11 protein-coding genes are annotated in these 19676 nt (G+C 37.4%); 3 read left to right on the top strand and 8 right to left on the bottom strand.

Annotation, left to right across the window (positions count from 1 at the left end):
* Positions 1-121 precede the first annotated feature (121 nt).
* Positions 122-2704, bottom strand: coding sequence for a leucine--tRNA ligase (leuS, locus tag C6N34_RS10285; protein WP_115539047.1), 2583 nt, complete (start codon positions 2702-2704; stop codon positions 122-124).
* A gap of 207 nt (positions 2705-2911) precedes the next feature.
* Positions 2912-4042 carry a TRAP transporter substrate-binding protein gene (locus C6N34_RS10280; protein WP_057177872.1) on the bottom strand — a complete coding sequence of 377 codons (1131 nt, stop codon included), beginning with the start codon at positions 4040-4042 and terminating at the stop codon, positions 2912-2914.
* Between the two features lie 196 nt (positions 4043-4238).
* On the opposite strand from C6N34_RS10280, the gene C6N34_RS10275 reads away from it, so the two are divergent.
* Entirely contained in the window at positions 4239-4865 is a 627-nt protein-coding gene (locus tag C6N34_RS10275) for a TRAP transporter small permease subunit (protein WP_082604665.1), read from the top strand.
* A gap of 47 nt (positions 4866-4912) precedes the next feature.
* Entirely contained in the window at positions 4913-6247 is a 1335-nt protein-coding gene (locus C6N34_RS10270; RefSeq protein ID WP_057177853.1) for a TRAP transporter large permease, read from the top strand.
* Positions 6248-6420: 173 nt separating this feature from the next.
* Here C6N34_RS10270 and C6N34_RS10265 read toward each other — a convergent pair whose 3' ends face one another.
* The 6 genes from C6N34_RS10265 to C6N34_RS10240 all read right to left on the bottom strand — a co-directional run bounded on the left by C6N34_RS10265 (position 6421) and on the right by C6N34_RS10240 (position 13199).
* On the bottom strand, positions 6421-7677 hold the full coding sequence (locus C6N34_RS10265) for a glycosyltransferase family 4 protein (RefSeq protein WP_057177852.1): 1257 nt from the start codon (positions 7675-7677) through the stop codon (positions 6421-6423).
* A 130-nt stretch (positions 7678-7807) separates the two neighbouring features.
* Positions 7808-9061, bottom strand: a complete 1254-nt coding sequence (locus tag C6N34_RS10260) for a glycosyltransferase (protein ID WP_115539048.1) — start codon at positions 9059-9061, stop codon at positions 7808-7810.
* An 89-nt stretch (positions 9062-9150) separates the two neighbouring features.
* Positions 9151-9660, bottom strand: a complete 510-nt coding sequence (locus tag C6N34_RS10255; RefSeq protein ID WP_115539049.1) for a DUF2141 domain-containing protein — start codon at positions 9658-9660, stop codon at positions 9151-9153.
* A 49-nt stretch (positions 9661-9709) separates the two neighbouring features.
* Positions 9710-10726 carry an NAD-dependent epimerase/dehydratase family protein gene (locus tag C6N34_RS10250; protein ID WP_057177871.1) on the bottom strand — a complete coding sequence of 339 codons (1017 nt, stop codon included), beginning with the start codon at positions 10724-10726 and terminating at the stop codon, positions 9710-9712.
* Positions 10727-10808: 82 nt separating this feature from the next.
* Positions 10809-11987: an ABC transporter permease DevC gene (devC, locus tag C6N34_RS10245; protein WP_006277769.1), complete on the bottom strand. Its 1179-nt coding sequence runs from the start codon at positions 11985-11987 to the stop codon at positions 10809-10811.
* 3 nt (positions 11988-11990) lie between these two features.
* The gene (locus tag C6N34_RS10240; RefSeq protein ID WP_006277770.1) at positions 11991-13199 is read right to left on the bottom strand and encodes an ABC exporter membrane fusion protein; all 1209 of its coding nucleotides are present in this window, start codon (positions 13197-13199) and stop codon (positions 11991-11993) included.
* A gap of 1146 nt (positions 13200-14345) precedes the next feature.
* Here C6N34_RS10240 and C6N34_RS10235 point away from each other — a divergent pair.
* Positions 14346-19658: a type I polyketide synthase gene (locus C6N34_RS10235; protein WP_115539050.1), complete on the top strand. Its 5313-nt coding sequence runs from the start codon at positions 14346-14348 to the stop codon at positions 19656-19658.
* Positions 19659-19676: the final 18 nt, after the last annotated feature.

The raw sequence follows: 19676 nt of genomic DNA, 5'->3' as shown, positions 1-19676 counted from the left end.
AATTATTTGTAGGATGGGTTAGTGGTGGCTTAACCCATGCAGGTGTTGGGTTTCATACTTCAACCCAACCTACGTTCATATTATGTTTAATTCCACCCACCCAATTAAAAGGTGACCCCAGCTATTCCTTCTGGTCTAGGACAAAATTCACCAGCTTACCGGGAACAACAATGACCTTTTTGACTTCTTTCCCCTCAATATAACGTTTTGCCACCTCTGATTCCCGCGCATATTTTTCCAAGGCCATTTTATCTATTTGGGAAGGAACTTGAATTGCACCACGGGTTTTCCCCATAATTTGAATTACTAGGGTAATTTCATCAGCTATCAAAGCTCCTGGGTCAAAACTTGGCCAACCTTGCTGATGTACTGAACCCTTATTCCCCAGTGAACTCCATAACTCATCAGCAATATGGGGTGCAAAAGGAGCTAACATAATCACTAAATTTTTAATCCCTTCTGCATAAATTGGTGAATTATGACATTTTCCATCAGTGAGAGCATTGCTCAATTTCATGAGTTCTGAAATTGCTGTGTTAAACTGATATTCGTCTTCTACATCTTCCGTAATTGCTTTAATAGCTAAGTGAGTTGTCCTTCTTAAATCTTTCTCTTCCTTTGTCAATTTCTCTAAATCAACTTTTTTTCCACAGACTCCCATATTGGCATAATCATTCACCAATCTCCAAACACGATTTAAAAATCGAAATTGTCCTTCAACATCAGCTTCATCCCATTCCAAATCTTTCTCAGGTGGTGCTTTGAATAAAATAAACATCCGCGCTGTGTCAACACCATACTTAGAAATTACGTCTTCTGGTGCTACCCCATTACCTTTTGATTTAGACATGGTTGCATAAACACGTTGTAAAGGTTCCCTTGTTTGAGGATCCACAGGATGATTAGCATCAACTAAATGGGAAGGAACCCATTTGTCTTTACCACTTTTGTTGGGGTTCATATATGTTAAACCCTGTACCATTCCCTGGGTTAATAACCTTTGAAATGGTTCATCAAAATTCAATAAACCCCTATCTCTTAACACCTTGGTGAAGAAACGAGAATACAACAAATGCAAAATGGCATGCTCAATACCACCCACATATTGATCCACTGGCATCCAATCATTTACCCGACTGCTATCAAAAATTTGTTGGGCATTTTTGGCATCAGTATAACGTAAGAAATACCAAGAAGAATCGATAAAAGTATCCATAGTGTCCGTCTCTCTTTTGGCTGGAGTACCACAATTAGGACAGGGTACATTCAACCAACTTTCTAACTGAGCTAAGGGCGATCCACCACGACCGGTAAATTCCAATTCTTCTGGTAATTCTACGGGTAAATCCGCTTCTGGTACTGGAACCATACCACATTCAGGACAATGAATCACTGGAATAGGCGCACCCCAATAACGTTGACGAGAAATTAACCAATCTCGTAGGCGATATTGAACTTTCTGGCTACCAAAACCCTGCTCTTGAGCATATTCAATAATTGCCTTTTTGCCGTCTGCTGAATTCATGCCATTAAACTGACCGGAGTTAACTAAAACTCCCCCTTCTGTATAGGCTTTAGTTAGGGTTTCCTGATTACCAATTTCTGGTACAATTACTACCTTAATCTCTAAATTTTGCTCCCGGGCAAATTTGAAATCCCGTGCATCATGAGCAGGTACACCCATCACCGCACCAGTCCCATACTCATAAAGTACGTAGTCGGCAATCCAGATGGGTACTTCCTGTTGGGTGAAAGGGTTGATAGCCTTCCCACCAGTAGGAATACCCCGCTTAGGTTTGTCCTCTGCAGTCCTTTCTAACTCACTTTGACTACTTACTTCTGCAATAAACGCTTCCACCGCTGCTTTTTGTTCCGCATTGGTTACCATTTTAGTTAAGGGGTGCTCGGGAGCTAATACAATATAACTCACTCCATAAACCGTATCGGGACGAGTGGTATAAACACCAATTTTTTCCCTTAACCCCACAATAGGAAATTCTAAATATGCACCTGTAGATTTGCCAATCCAGTTGGCCTGCATTATCTTTACCCGTTCGGGCCAACCGGGTAAATGTTCTAGATCATTTAATAGTTCCTCCGCATAGGCTGTAATTTTGAGAAACCATTGACGCAACATCTTACGTTCTACGATCGCACCACTACGCCAAGATCTTCCTTCAGCATCTACTTGTTCATTAGCTAATACAGTTTGGTCTATAGGATCCCAATTAACAGCCGCCTCTTTTTGATAGGCTAAACCAGCTGCTAAAAATTGCAGAAAAATCCATTGTGTCCAGCGATAATAATCGGATGAGCAAGTAGCAACTTCAGCTTCCCAGTCTAAGGATAAACCCAGACGTTTTAATTGTTGTCTCATCTGGTCAATATTTTGGTATGTCCACTTCGCTGGAGGAACACCCCTATCAATAGCTGCATTTTCTGCTGGCAATCCAAAGGCATCCCAACCCATTGGATGTAATACACGATACCCTTGCATTCTTTTCAGGCGAGCGATCACATCTGTAATCGTGTAGTTACGCACATGACCCATATGCAAGCTACCTGAAGGGTAGGGGAACATAGAAAGGGCGTAGAATTTTGGTTGGTTTTTGTCTTGAGGTGTTTTATCCAAACCTAGTTCTGACCATAACTGTTGCCATTTTTCTTCAATTGCTGCTGGGTCGTATAATGTTTTGGACTCCACAAATAAAACTCCTAATGTTTTTTTTTGCTATTGTGGCATAATCCAGACTTGTGCAATTTTACAGCTAATCAAAAGGATTAAAATTGATTAACCATCCCATCGGTCAATTCTGGTAAGCCAGAAAGCACGATTGTATCATAGCTTCCGGCAAAGCTACCCAAAGATGAAAGAAAATATCGTGCATATCTTAACACTAATTACTGTTGATTAGCTTTTAAGCTTACTATAAACATAACGACTAAAACTGCCCTCATTTAAATTGTTCCAAGCATAAACTCGATCCCTAAAAGGCTTCCACTCGTCATAAATGGCCTTGAAATCCGCATCTTTGGCAGCAAATTCATCATACAGGGCAAAAGATTCTTTTTCCGCAACTGCTAAAATCTCCTGACTGTAAGCACGAACCTCCGTACCACCCTTTAACAATCTTTCTAGTGCTTGATTATTTTTGGCATCGTAACGAGCCAACATTGTTAGGTTGGATTGATATGCTGCGGTTTCTAAAGCTGCTTGATATTGAGGTGGTAATTTCTTCCACTCATCTAAATTAATTTGCACTTCTAAAGTTGGACCTGGTTCCCACCAACCGGGATAATAGTAATACTTAGCAACTTTATTTAAACCCAACTTCTCGTCGTCGTAGGGTCCTACCCACTCAGCAGCATCAATAGCACCAGTTTGTAATGCCTGAAATATCTCCCCCCCAGGAACATTTTGTACTGTCACCCCCAGTTTAGCCATTACCTGTCCACCTAAACCAGGAATACGCATTTTCAATCCTTTTAGATCATTAATGGTTTTGATTTCTCGGCGAAACCACCCCCCCATCTGTGTACCTGTGTTACCAGCAGGAAATTGAATGACATTGAATTTACGGGCGTAAAGCTCTTGTAATTTAGCTAGACCGCCACCTTCGTATAACCAGGCATTTTGCTGTTGTGCATTCAATCCAAAAGGTACTGATGTACCAAAAGCTAGGGCTGGGGTTTTGCCAATATAGTAGTAGGATCCCGTATGTCCTGACTGTACCGCACCCTGGGAAACCACGTTCAACACTTCCAAACCAGGAGCTATGTCTCCAGCGGGACGAGGTTCTATGATAAATTTCCCATTAGTAAGGGCTTTTACCCTATCAGCTAAAACCTGTGCTCCACCAAAAATAATTTCTAAGGACAAAGGCCAACTGGTGGCCATTTGCCACTTTACCGTTGGTAGTTTATCTGTATTAAATCCACTTGCTTCTTGGTTTTGAGCTTTTTGACAACCTCCAACAATTGCTACCCCTGTAGCGCCAATGGCACTTTGAGATAATCTCGTAACAAGGTCTCGACGTTTCATAAATAAAACCTGACTTGGATAATTTTTAAAAAGTATTTGCCATTGAGCTGAAAATACCACCACACTCTACCATATTGTTTAGGGAAAAAATATGAATAATTAAAAATAAGTATAAAGAAGTATAACGAAATTTCTATAATATCTTCTATCAGTCCTAGTTTAGTGTAGTGTGGGGAAATTATTTGTGAGTGAAATCATGATGCACGAATCCAGAAAATGGCTATTTATTAGCAGATTATTAAGGATTTCCGAGTTTATTGATAAATATACGGATAAATTGGGATGGTTTTGCAATTGGCTGGTTTTAATCACCATTGGAGTGGGTTTTTTTAACGTGTTTGCTCGCTATTTAGGACGCTTTTTAGGAGTACAATTATCTTCGAACGCGCTTTTAGAACTGCAATGGTATTTATTTTCTATGACATTTTTACTTGGCTTTGCCTATATTTTACGTCATGGAGACAATGTTCGAGTAGATTTTTTGTATACTAATATGAATGAGAAGAAAAGAGCATTGATTGATTTTTGGGGAACAGTATTATTTTTAATTCCCTTCTGTTTAATTGGTATTTGGGTCACATTTAATCCGGTCTTACAGTCCTGGGGGAGATTAAGTGATGGTAATTGGGGAAGTTGGGAAGTTTCTTCCGATGCTAATGGGTTACCTCGCGCACCCATTAAAACTATGCTTCCCCTGGGATTATTGTTTCTCCTTTTACAGAGTATTTCTCAAGCCATTAAATATTTGGCCATACTCCTAGGCTATGAACAGGTATCAGAAAAAGTTCGACTAGAAACTTCAGAAAATATCAAAATTGAATAGTCAATCTTCAATAATTCTTAAAGTGTTAGTAATTTATCAGGTGATTTATGGGTTTTGAATGGTTATCTATTTTGATGTTTCTGGGCTTTTTTATAATTTTAATGACTGGATACCCGGTTGCCTTTTCCTTTGCAGGAACAGCAGTTGTTTTTGGTATCATTGGTATGACAGTCGGAGCTTTTAACCCTGCACGTTTGTTATCATTGCCAAATATTTGGTTTGGCACTATGTCCAATTTCACCCTCCTGGCTATTCCATTTTTTGTGTTTCTAGGTGCTATTTTAGAAAAGTCAGGTTTAGCCGAGGAATTATTAGAAACTGTAGGTATTTTATTTAGTCGTATACGAGGTGGTTTAGCCCTAGCAGTTGTTTTAGTAGGAACTATTCTAGCAGCGACGACAGGAGTTGTAGCTGCTACAGTAATTGTCATGGGAATGTTATCCTTACCGGTGATGATTCGCTATGGTTATGATAAGAAACTAGCTGCTGGAGTAATTATTGCATCGGGTACTTTGGCCCAGCTAATTCCCCCCAGTTTAGTACTCGTAATTCTCAGTGACCAAATTGGTGTGTCGGTAGGAGATTTATTTTTAGGGGCTTTAATTCCAGGTTTAATGTTATCTGGTTCTTATATTCTCTATATTCTGGCACTAGCTTTTTTTCAGCCAGACAAAGTTCCGAATATTCCTGCTAATGTGGAAATTCTTACAGGTACTAAGTTACTCAAAAAAGTCATCAAGGCTGTTATCCCCCCAATTTTATTGATTTTTGCTGTTTTAGGGAGTATTTTCTTTGGCATTGCTACGCCTACAGAAGCTGGTGCTGTTGGTGCTGTTGGTGCTTCTTTGCTGGCCGCTTTCAATAAACGGTTAACACCTCAATTAGTTCGTGATTCTGCTCACTCCACGGCAGTTATTACCGCTTTAGTGGTGATGATTTTATTTGCTTCATCCATGTTTAGTTTAGTATTTGATGCTCTGGGGGGTAAAACTTTAATTACTGAACTTTTGACAGGTTTACCCGGAGGTTATTGGGGATTTTTAATTGTCAGTAACTTGGCAATTTTTGCCCTGGGAGTTTTTCTGGAGTTCATGGAAATTTGCTTTATTGCCATGCCTTTATTTGTACCTGCAGCTCAAGCTTTAAATATTGATATGGTATGGTTTGGTGTGGTGATGGCAATTAATTTACAAACGGCCTTTATTTCTCCACCTGTGGGATTTTCTTTGTTTTATCTACAAAGTGTTGCACCTAAAGAAGTTAGCACTTTTGATATTCACAAAAGTGCTATTCCTTTTATGGTCTTACAGTTTATTGTGTTGTTAATTGTCATTATTTTCCCCCAGACAGTACGTTGGTTAATTGACATTTCTGCTGTTTGATTTCCATTTGATTTAATAGAGTGATCTAGATTTCTTACAGGAAACCCCTGATCACCCTACTACCATACCTTCCCCAACTAAGTAGGGAGGCACAATTATTTGTAGGACGTGGTGTTGGGTTTCATACTTCAACCCAACCTACGTTGATCTTATATCTAATTCCACTCACCCACTTAGAAGAATTCCATCTCATTTACATTTACTAACTCATATAATTTATCCTCAAATTTTTGACTGCAATTTGACCAATCAAATTGTAAAATTGAGGGGCGAGCTTGCCTAGACAATTGATTTTTAAGATCGGGATTTTGCAGGATTGTTACTATTTTGTCGGCAAAATCTTTGGGATTATTAGGTTGTGCAAGTAGTCCATTATAACCAATAATTACTTGTTCAGCAGTAGAGGGAGCCATAACTGCTACTACTGGTGTTCCAGAAGCTAAAGCTTCGTTATTAGTAGTGCAGAAGTTTTCTGTAACTGACGGGTTAATAAAAACATCTGCTCTAGCAAACCATCCTAAAAGTTCTGTGCCATGAGATTCACCCCAAATTGTCACACCATCAGCAAATTTTTGGGCGCGATGGCGAATTTCTTGATCTAAGGGACCACTACCAACTATGACTAAATGTACATCGGGAATTTTAGCTGCAATTAAGGGATAGGCTTCTAAAATTTGAGTCACATTCTTTTCAGCAGTGATCCGTCCTACAAATAAAATAGTTGGTCTTTTATCATTGGGGATTGGGTCATGACAAATGTTACGAGGATGAAATTTTTCACAGTTAATTCCCTGGTAAGGGACATATTCACATCTTTGGCATTGCAGTTTTTGGTACTTTTTCAGTTGCTCTCTAGAAGGAAATATGTTGAGGGTATATTGATCGCTAAATTGTCTGACTAGTAGAGGAATTATCGGACTCGTTAGTCTGAATAAAATGTCGCCTAAATAGTATTTAATATAGGCAACTATATCCGTGTGAAAAACGGAGATAATAGGGGTTTTAGTACGTTTGGCATAGTCAACTCCTACTGCTCTACCATAACCTTGTAGAAAAATAGAATATAGCCCTCTCATCTGGGCTGCTTCCTCCACAACAATAATATCAGGTTGAAAGTTTTCTAAAAGTTTAGTATCGTTCCAATGACGATAATTTAAAGGTTGTGGTAGGGATTTATAAAAAATTAGTGGTTGGGTAGGAAAAGCATAGGAAGAGAAGTTAGAAAAAATTTGCAGTTCTGATAATCCTAACATGGGACGATTGCCAACTTGTTGACTATATTGCTTATTAATTTGTGGATGAATCAGAAAAACTTCATGTCCTTGTTCTAGTAACCAATGAACGCGCTGGTGTACAGCAACAGATACTCCCGTTAAAAAAGGAGCATATAAACCGGTGAATAAGGCAATACGCAAGGGTTTCTTTTCCATGTTCAATTCCTCTGTTTGGGTAAGAAAGTTGAATTAATTAGGATTTACGCATTGACAGACCTCAGTTAATCCAGCGGATAATTAACACAATTACCCAACAAGGATACTAGAAATAAGAAAATCAATAAAATTAGAGAGACATTTTTGGATCGGTCGGTTGATCTAACCATTGATAAGGATGATATCCAACTAAGTTAATATTTCCCTTATCATTGATTTTATAAGTGATTCCACGCCAGGTTAGGGTTGATGTGGATATGGAAGATAGGATTGCTAAACCATAAAGTAACTGGGTTAAAGGAATGGCAATCAACATTTTAATAATGGTGGTTAGTGAAATTTCAGTAATTGGTTGTTGCTGCTGATAAATTATTTTTTCAACCCTCCTCTGTGTGACTAAAATCAGCAGGAGCAGTCCCAGGATATAAAGGCTATAGGATTGCAGTAAAGACAATACTTTTTCTCCTTCAGTTACTAGTAACATTCCTAGAGTTAATAAAAGTGTCAGCCCAGGAAAAACTATGCTAGAAACAGCTTCACAGATTAATGCTAACCACTTAGGGTGATAAAGTCGAGAACAAAGTATTAGACGTTGTAGAGAGGGAAGTAACTCAGATAAGTTAATTTCTTCTCGGTTGATAATTAGCGCAGAAGGAATAAATTTAATTTTCCATCCCTGTTTTTGGAGGATTTTATGCATTGGTATGTCATCACCAAGTACTTGTCCCCACTTCTCTATTAGTTGGGTTTCTTGAATAACGCTTTTTTTGATTGCTAAACTACCACCCCAAGGAATTTGAAACAGAAACATTTGTATGACGGTAGAAATATTCCCTGTGTAACGTACTAGGGAACCCCAATATTTTCCTGTGGGTACATACCACCGGTTTCCTGTGGTTACTCCTGTTGTTCCATCCATCAGCGGAATGACCAATTCTTTTAACCAGTTACTATGAACTATGGTGTCAGCATCTACTAATGCCACTACCTGATATGATTCATCTAAATCTGAAACCCCCTGTATTAAAGCACTACATTTAAGACTACAGTTATGACGCACTGTCTTCAAAATGCTAACTTCAATATTTTTTGCCCCTGTTTCATTGATTACTTCTTGAACAATTTTAAACGCTGGATCTTCCCTACTATCTATAATTAACTTCAGGTCATACTCGGGATAGTTTTGATTCAATAGCGATCGCACGCAGTGAGGTAAAAAAGGATCAGCCCCACGTAAACATAAAATTACTGCCGTTTTTGGTAGTTCACTATCCGATGGTTGTTTGTAGGTTTCTAGATACCATAAAAATATTAGAGTTAAACCTACTTGAATGATTAACCAAACCATCAGGGACTCAGATAAAAATTTAGTCAGGTCTGACATGATTAGGTTACCACTTAGTACCGGTGATAAAAGGAAAAAAATTAGAATTCGTCATTTACTATCCCCACATCCCCATGACTATTTATTACTTAGGGATCTAAAGAATATTTCATAGTGATATCAATGGTGGTATTCTGGGTCATTTTAAAACTAGCGCGACGAAATTTTGGCATACCAGTTCGCATGGAAACTATGGGATCTCGAGAAATACCAAATCCTTCTGTGGGAATGCCAAAAAAGTCCTTGTTCAGTTTCCTATCTCCATTTTGATCGTCCATTACTGCTACTGCATAGGTTCCCGGTTTTAATCCAGAGAATACGGTTTTTACAGAACTACCAGTAATTTTTGTACAGCCACTTTTCACTTCACTAGAACCATTCGTAAGGAAGCCAACTTCTGAGTTATAAACTCTTAGACAAATATCACCAGTTTTGTTAAGTATTCCGTTCACTATTACGGTCAGTTCTGTGGTTGATGGGGTTGATACTGGAGGATTTATTTGCAACATTGTTCCAGGTGTTGCTCCCACTGGATGAGGAAAACTCAAACTTAATAGGGTGGTTACCAGTAAATGAGAAATTCTGAAAATCTTAGACATTGTTGAAATAAACTCCTGAATGATATTAGTTAGTTAACTGCTTGAATCCTTATTTAATAAGTTTTTGAATATCAGTTGTCTGTAACCATTGATGGGTATTATTCATACCTACTTCCAGACTAATTTTTGGTTGATAGTTCAATATACTCCTAGCCTTAGCAATTGAATAAGAATATGGACGGCTCATAAAATCAACAGATTCTGGGAGAATATCCACCTTCTTTCTAAACAATTTTTGTCCCTGATTACGTACCTTTAAAAATAACCTCATTTCTTCTTTAGGAAGAGACATAGGAATAGGTAAACCTTCCATAGCTGCTAGGTGGGTAAAATATTCTTTCCATGAAGTATTTTCCCCATCTGTAATATTAAAAACTTCTCCATAGGTTTGTTGTGCCATTGCTAAAAATATGGCATCAATTAAGTTATCAACATATAGGTGATTCATCACTCCCTTACCATCATTGGGATAGGCAAATAACTTTTGTCTCATCATCAGGACTGGGCGAACAATCCAAGGAACACTACCTGGTCCATACACATCTCCTGCACGAATAATAGTCACCCCAAAATCCGGAGGTGAGTTAAGTTTTAAAATCTCTATTTCTGCTTCTATTTTAGTTTGACAATAAGGATTATTATCCCCAGATAATGTTTCCGTTTCTGCCACATTAGGGGTGTAATTGAATCCATAAACTAAAGCACTGGAAAGGTGTATAAATGTTTTCACTTTTGCCTGCTTTGCTGCTTGGGCAATATTACAAGTTCCCCCAACATTAATTTCTCGGAACTTTTTTATGTCTCCCCCCTCCTCCGTCAGTTGACTAGTATGTAAAACTATATCTACTCCCTGGCAAACTTTTGTAGCTATCCCTGGATCATTAATGCTACCAATTATAATCTCTACTCCCAATTTTTCCAAACTTTCACCTGAAGTTTTATCTAAAAATGGGTCAGCTTGTAAAGCTCTTACCTTCAAACCCTGACCTACTGCTAATTCTGCTGCACGGGAGCCAATAAATTCATCTGTACCTGTAATGAGAATGGTTTTGTTATTGAGATTCATCATATTGATCTGGTAGGATTTAATATTATGGGAGTTAGGAGAATTATTGGAAATTAAATTTTCCAAATCAGTTAGTCATAAGTTAGAAAATATCCGCAGGGTCAGCAGATCGGAGTTTGTTAATTGCCAATGCTCCTGATGTCATGGAAATTAACACTGTAGAAATTAAAACAATTATGGCATTATTAGAGGTCATGAGAATTGGTAATTGGGTAGCTTTCATTGCAAAATCATATAGACCCACAGAAATTAAAAATCCAGGTATATATGCTAGTAATGCCAATATCAGGGCTTGTTGAAAAACCACATTCAATAAATAACCATTAGCGTAGCCAATGGCTTTTAATGTGGCATAGGCGATAAATTGGGTGGCAATATTACTATAGAGAATCTGATAGACAATCACCACACCTACTACCGAAGCCATAGTTAACATCAAATTGAGAATAAATCCAATGGGTGTTCTTGCTGCCCAATATTGCTTTTCAAAATCAATGAATTGTTGTTTGGTAAAAATCTGCACATCATTGGGTAAATTAACCCGTAAGTTTTTTAAAACTTGATTTGGGTCAGCTTCTGGTTTTAGTTTAATAATACCAACATCTATTTTTTCAGAAGGACGAAGTAGGGGATTAATTCTCACGAAGGTGGAGTCACTAACAATCAAGTTACCATCTACCCCAAAAGAGGGACCTAAACTAAATAACCCCCCCACTCTAACTCGATAGCCCTGCAGAGAATCAAAAGAGAAAATCTCAATTGTCTGTTCTGTTTTCCCTTGATCAAATCTTTTAGCGATCGGACCAAATTCCGGGCGAGAATCTCTGTCAAATAACATCATATCAGGAATTTTTAGTTTATCCAGATTCTCTTCAACCTCTGGAATATTCATTAGAGATTTTGCCGGATCAAATCCAATTACATAAATTGAGTATTTTTCTCCAGTTTCTGGGTTTTTTAACTTGGCAAATTGTAAATACATGGGATTGACTGATTCTACACCATTAAATCCCAAAGTTTGGTATAAACGACTGCGAGAAAAACTTTGATTTGAGGTCAAAGATTTATATTGGGAACTGACTATAAATAAATCTCCCTTGAGATTTTGATGTACTGCTGTTGCACTGGAATATAGTGCATCTTGAAAACCCAGTTGAATGAACATTAAAAGTACGATAAAAGCAATCCCAGCTATAGCTACAACAAAACGTAGTTTTTGCTGGGCTAACTGTAGCCACGCTAAAGGAATTTTTAGATTCATAAACTAAATTTCAATGGCAACATCTACCTGTAAATTGGTTAGTCGATATACTTTTTGGCTATCATCTGGAGAATCAATGACTAATCTAACATGAACAATTCTCCGATCTGTATCTGAACTTGGGTTAATACTAAAGATGCTTTGTTTGTCAACTTGCCAACCAATCTCTTTCACTGTTGCTCGTATTTTATCAGAAAATGCTCCACTGGTAATAACCGCTTTTTGTCCAATTTTCACTTTTTGAATATCGGTCTGATAAACTTCAGCGATGACATTCATTGGCGAAGTTTTTCCTAGCTCTGCAAATCCAGAAATACCTATAATTTCCCCATTTTTGGCATGAATTTTTAAAATTCTGGCATCTATGGGTGATTTAATATAAGTTAAATCATGATCTGCTTTTGCCTGCTGAATAGCAGTTTCTGCACTCTCAACCTCGCTCTGTGCTAAAGCTACATCTACATTTCTTACCTCTTTAATACTGTCTAGTCTGGCTTTAGCTTCTTGAATTTGATTCTCTAAAGTATTCTTACTGCTTTGTAGTGTGGCTTTAGCTTCCATTAACTTTTGTTGTGATGTCTTCAATTGTAGCAGTTTGGTATCTAAAATGGCAGCAGAAATTGCCCCATCTTGGTATAGTTTTTGATAGCGATCACTCTCTTTGGTAGCATTCTCCACTTCAGCTTGAATACGATTTATTGTCGCTGTTTGTGTGGTCACTTCACCTTCTAACTGTGAGTATAATCTGGTCACCACTGCTTTTTGAGAATTCACATCTCCTACTTTTGCTCCCGCTTTAACTTGCGCTAGTCTTGATTTAACAATTAATAATTTATTGAATGCCTGTTTGACTGCAGCCTTTGATCGTTCATAATTCTCTAGATATGCTAAAGTTTCCCCAGCTTGTACTTGCTTACCCTCTTCCACTAATAGCTTTTCTACACGTACACCATTAATAGAATTGGGAGCAGATAAATAGGTAATTTCTCCTTGTGGTTGTAGTCTCCCCAAAGCGGTGACATAAAATTTCACTTTGGGTGCTTTTTGGGTTTTTACTGGGGAAGAGTTGATAGGAAAATTGGGTTTTAGTTTTAACTGAGAAAAGCTAGAGAAAGATGCTAAACCAGCAGCTATAGCAAGGGAAGCAGCAATAATTATTTTCCACTTCTTAGCAGCATGTATTAATAATTGATTTTGTTTGCTCGTTACCATACTTGCTCCTGTTCTTTTCTACTTAGGTGTAATTCAATCTTTTCACAAACTCCTAATAAGCGAAAAATTTAATTGTAAATAGATGTTAAACCAACTTCTAATTACAGTTATTTCTATCTTGAATTAGAGTACAACAAAGTAACCATAAATACGAATCACTAAAAAATATCTAAGTTACCGAGATGACTAAAGCATGAGATTATTTTTTCATAGTCTCTCAAAAATAGTTGATCACACTAATTTAAAACAAAAACCCTACTTCTTATTCTGCCAAAGGCTCAGAATTTTGTCAATCTATAAAATTAAGTAAATTAACTCATTTATGATGATTTCTCCACATAATTGCCGAATGTTAACTAGAATCTATTTTTTTCAAAAATATAATCATTTCATCACAAATTCAGTATATTACTTTTAATAGTTAATTACATTCACAAGTTAAGATTTGCTCACTAAATAACTATGGAAAGCCAAGATATGAGTATATTATGAATTCATCAAATATCAAAGATAAATTATCATGTTTTTTTGATAAAATATGATAATTTATCTGGATTGGGAGTGTATTTGCTAATTTGTAAGTTAGATTACAGATATGATAAAAGCATTGATATCTCAATTTTCCATAGGAGAACAAGGGTGGAATTTACTCACATAATCAGATAGATTTTAGTTCAGGAGTATACTGCTAAATGCAACAGGGAAATACAAATCATTGCCTAAAGTAGAAATATTTGTCTCAATCTAGTGGAAGTAAACTATTGAATTTCTTTAAATTGTGCTATTCTTTAAATTAATTAAACAGGAGAAAGTAGGAAATGAATCATTCTCTTAATCTCTCTAAGTTCCGAGTTAGACCACCAGACAATAAATATTATTTCTGTAGCAGATGTAGCGGGTTATATTCCCAGAATACCATAAAATAGATTATCCCAACTTGCTTGCTAAATCAATGCCAGCATAAAGTTGAGAAAGCTAGGGTAATTATGAAATCCGCCAATTAATCACTGATAATGTTTCTAAACAAACAAGAAAAGGAAAGACAACAGTGTATAGTATTATTTCATGATTGTTTGATTAATATCCCCGCTATAGAAATTACTGTAGCTTAAAAGTTACCATTCCCCAAAATTACCATATGCCATGATGTCTGCTGATTCAATAAATACTGCCTTAGCAGAGTTAGAGAACCTAATTAACAGTTGTGAAAATGATTTGATTAGATTTATAGAGGCAAGAAAAATGAATTCAGGAAACGAAATCTCAACTAAGAAAGTTAACAGACAACTGCAACAGAACCCCATTGCTATTGTGGGGATGGCTTCTCTACTACCACAGTCAAGAAATTTAAGACAATATTGGCAAAATATTGTGAGTAAAGCTGATTGTATTACTGATGTTCCAGAGAGCCACTGGAGTGTTAAAGATTACTACGATCCCAATCCTAGAACACCGGAGGATAAAACCTATTGTAAGCGGGGTGGATTTATTCCTGAAGTTGATTTTAACCCCATGGAATTTGGCATTCCTCCTAGCATTTTAGAAGTTACTGATGTATCGCAACTCTTGAGCTTAGTAGTTGCCAAAGAAGCAATGGAAGATGCTGGTTATGGTGAAGCTCGTGAATTTAATCGAGAGAATGTGGGGGTAATCTTAGGGGTAGCAATGGCTAAACAATTAGGTATGCCATTATCAGCTAGATTAGAATATCCCGTATGGGAAAAAGTTCTGATAAGTAGTGGTTTATCACCAGAAGATACTCAAAAAATCGTCGAAAAAATCAAAAGTGCCTACATTAAATGGGATGAAAATGCTTTTCCTGGAATGCTAGCAAATGTCGTAGCAGGACGTATTGCCAACCGATTGAACTTTGGTGGTATGAACTGTGTTGTTGATGCTGCTTGTGCTAGTTCCTTTGGTGCTTTAAAAATGGCTATTAGTGAACTGGTAGAATATCGGAGCGATATGATGTTAACCGGTGGTGTAGATACAGATAACACCATCATGGCTTACATTTCCTTTAGTAAAACTCCTGCGGTTTCTCCTGGTGAAAATGTTAAACCCTTTGATGCTAAATCCGATGGGATGATGTTGGGTGAAGGTATCGCCATGTTAGTTCTCAAAAGGCTAGAAGATGCACAAAAAGATGGTGATAGAATTTATGCTGTAATTAAGGGTATTGGAACTTCCAGTGATGGACGCTATAAGAGCATTTATGCTCCCAGAAAGGAAGGACAAGTGAAAGCTTTAGAACGGGCTTATAACGATGCTGGTTTTTCTCCTACGACATTAGGACTAATGGAAGCACATGGTACAGGAACTATGGCTGGAGATCCAACGGAGTTTGCTTCCTTACAAAGCTTCTTCAGTAAACATGATGAAAGAAAACAATATATTGCCCTAGGTAGTGTCAAATCTCAAATTGGGCATACGAAAGCAGCAGCAGGTGCAGCAAGTTTAGTGAAAACAGCTTTGGCGCTATATCATAAGATATTACCGCCAACTATCAATATTACTGAACCTAATCCTAAGTTAGATATTGAAAATTCCTGCTTTTATTTGAATACTGAAACTCGACCTTGGATACGTGGAGAGAGTGAATCACCCAGAAGAGCGGGAGTTAGCTCCTTTGGTTTTGGTGGTACCAATTATCATTTGGTTTTGGAAGAATATCAACAGGAACAACAACAACCTTATCGTCTACATGATGTGGCCAGTCAAATTTTATTTTCTGCTCCTAATCCCAGTGAGCTAATTAAAAATTTAGAGACAAGTTTAGAGAATTTACAAGCTGGAGATAGTAACAGATACTATTCTCAGTTAGTTGAGGAATGCAGGAATATTCAGATTCCTCAAAATGCAGCAAGAATTGGCTTTGTAGCTGGGAATAAAGCGGATGCTTGTAAACTATTAGCTCTGAGCATTGATCTATTAAAAAATAAACAATCTACCCTGAACTGGGAACATCCTCAAGGGATTTATTATCGAGCTTCTGGTATTAAATTAAGGGGGAAAGTAGTAGCCCTATTTTCAGGTCAAGGTTCTCAATATTTAGAGATGGGTAGAGAAGCTGTGATGAATTTCCCGGCTTTACGTCGCCTATATGGATTAATGGATAGCCTGTTAATTGAGGATAATTTACAGCCAATTTCCCAAGTAGTTTTTCCCCATCCTACCTTTAACCAAACAGAGAAAGCTGACCAAATTGCCACTTTACAAAGAACCGAATATGCACAACCTGCTATAGGTGTTTTTAGTGCTGGTTTGTATTCTATTTTTCAGCAAGCTGGGTTTAAATCTGATTTCACTGCTGGTCATAGTTTTGGAGAATTGACTGCTTTACTAGCAGCAGGAGTTTTGAGTGAATCAGATTATTTATACTTAGTAAAAGCTCGAGGAAAGGCAATGGCTGCGCCCAAAGATCCTGACCATGATGCAGGTAGTATGTTAGCAGTCAAGGAAGAAATTAGCAAGGTAGAATTAGTACTGAAAAATTTCCCAAAAATTACGATTGCTAATTTTAATTCTCCTAGCCAAGTAGTTTTAGCTGGTCCTAGCCATGAAATTCAGAAAATTCATCAGAAATTTCAAGATTTAGGCTATGGTGCTGTACTCTTACCTGTTGCTGCTGCTTTCCATACCCCCCTAATTGCATTTGCCCAAAAATCCTTTGCTATTGCCACTAAATCTGTCAAATTACTCAATCCTAAAATTCCCGTTTTTAGCAATGTTACAGCTCAACAGTATCCTCAAGAATCGGATAAGATTCAACGGATATTAGAAAGTCATCTGGCCAGTTCAGTTAATTTTACACAGCAAATAGAAAATATCTATGCTGCTGGTGGTTATTGCTTTGTGGAATTTGGACCGAAACGGATTCTGACCAACCTAGTTAAGGATATTTTGGGAGAACGTCCACATATTACTATATCTTTGAATCCTAGCACTCACAAAAGTAGTGATATTTCCCTTAGAGAAGCAGCGGTACAACTACAGGTTCTGGGTATGGAATTAGGTAATATTGACCCATACCAATTACCAGAAATATTCTCTAAAGAAATCAGCCAAAAAAGTTTAAATGTTAAACTCAAAGGTATTAATTACGTTTCAGAAAAAACTAAAAATGCCTTTGAAAAAGCACTAAATGATGGGTTTAAAATTCAGGGTGTTCCACAAATTCAACCGGTTTCAGTAATTGATAAACCTTCTGAACTTATACCAGAAAAAGAAGTAGTTGAAATAGTACATACTACTAATGGCAATGGTAACAGAGATCAACAAACATCAATTATCAGTTCTTTATCAACAGACCCCCAAATGAATTCTGCTAATCCTATTAATTCCAGCCTTCGAGCTGAGGAACAGTTACCCATATTAACTTACCCAATGGTACAGGTTTTAGGAGGGAAAATGACAATATCAGATAAAAATACTGAGTTTCAACAGGTTTTAGCTAGTCTAGAAAATCTCCTTAGCCAATTCCAAAATAGTCAAAGTGATAACTTACAGATTCATGACACTTACCTCCAGCATCAAATCGAATATGCCAAGACTTTTTTTCAATTAGTTCAGCAACAGAATACCTTGTTTATGAATAATAAATCTCCTGAAACTGGGGAAACTAAAAAATCAATCATGGACAGCTTTGAGCGCAGCATGATGCAATTTCATCATCAGCAAGCGGAAACCCTGCGCATTCATGAACAATACTTACGGGAACAGTTAGAACATACCAAGAATTTTTTCCACCTCATCCAACAGGAATATTCACTGCTAATTGACGGTGCAGAAGAACTAACACCTGTAATTCCCCTCCAACTTACGGATATACACACGGAAAATCTGCGGGAGATTTCGCCACAAAATTCCCAACTAACTGTGTCAGAAATGGTTGTTAGCTCTACTAGTAAAACATTGGAAGTACAAATTCCACAACCAACAATTATAGAAACTCAGCCAGTTATAACACCCATCCCGGAGACCAGGGTTGAACAACCACCTGTACCAGTTACGGAAATTGCTATAAGTTCCCAAACGAAAAAATCCGCAATTGATATTCAAGACATAGGTAAAAGTCTTCTATCTATCACCAGCGAAAAAACTGGTTATCCCATAGAAATGTTAGAATTTGACATGGATATGGAAGCTGACTTAGGAATTGACTCTATCAAACGGGTGGAAATATTAGGTGGGTTACAAGAATTATATCCCGATTTACCCAAGCCTAATTTGGAAGAACTAGCGGAAAAACGCACCATTGGTCAAATAGTTGAATATCTAGAAAAACAAGTCCTAACCAACCCGACTACTAACCAGGTAAATCATTCTGAGCATATAGTTAAGAATGTGGATCCCAAAGTAACATCTGAATTGATCATTCCTTCTCCAGTTGACATTCCCCATTCCCCCCCTACCAGTGATGAATACAGCAGTATAGCTGAAACCTTGTTAAAAATTACCAGTGAAAAAACTGGTTATCCAGTAGAGATGTTAGAACTGGATATGGACATGGAAGCTGACCTGGGGATAGATTCCATAAAAAGGGTAGAAATATTAGGGGGAATGCAAGAAGTATACCCAGATTTACCTAAACCTAACTTAGAGGAATTAGGAGACCTGAGGACAATTAGACAGATAGTTAACTACCTCCAAAGTCTGGTGGTGGTTGAAAAAAAAAATCTTGATTTTGAGCAAATAAAAGCCACGGTGGTGGATTTAACCCCACCACCTACTATTGACCCTAATCTTCCCCGTCGTCCAGTTAAATTGAAAATCTTACCGGAACCCGATTTTTGGGAATGCCAATTACCTGGAGGACATATAGGACTAATTACTGACGATGGTTCTCTAACTACCACAAAATTAGTTCATGGGTTGATAGATAAAGGTTGGAAGGTAGTAGTTTTAAGTTTTCCCCAATCAATTGTTCCAGAACGGTCACCATTACCAGTAGGAGTCACTCGCATCAATCTGGCAAATATGAGCGAAGAACATCTACAATTACTACTGCAAAGTATTAGTGTTCAATATGGTAAAATTGGAGCATTTATTCATCTTCATCCGTACTTCTCAACTACCAATCTTGCCTATTTAGAAACCGAAAAGGTAATTGTTAAACATATCTTTTTGATAGCTAAACACTTGAAACAATCACTGAATAATGCTGCCAATCTGGAAGGAAGAGTTAGTTTTTGCACAGTTGTTCATCTTGACGGTACATTTGGTTTAGATCATACAGAAAACTTCGGAATTATTGGGGGAGGATTATTTGGATTGACCAAGAGTTTGAGATGGGAATGGCCAAAGGTATTTTTGAAAGCGATTGATTTAAGTCCTAAGTTAGAACCACACCAGTCAGCAGAATATATTGTAGCCGAACTATATGATTCTAACCGATATATTGGTGAGGTTGGTTATGGTTCTAAGGGAAGAGTGACTCTTGTAGCAACAGCTGATTAGTAGGTGGGTGGAATTAAA

The organism is Cylindrospermopsis raciborskii Cr2010 (genome assembly GCF_003367075.2).
Lineage (GTDB): Bacteria > Cyanobacteriota > Cyanobacteriia > Cyanobacteriales > Nostocaceae > Raphidiopsis > Raphidiopsis raciborskii.
This window is presented reverse-complemented; position numbering and strand designations above follow the sequence as displayed.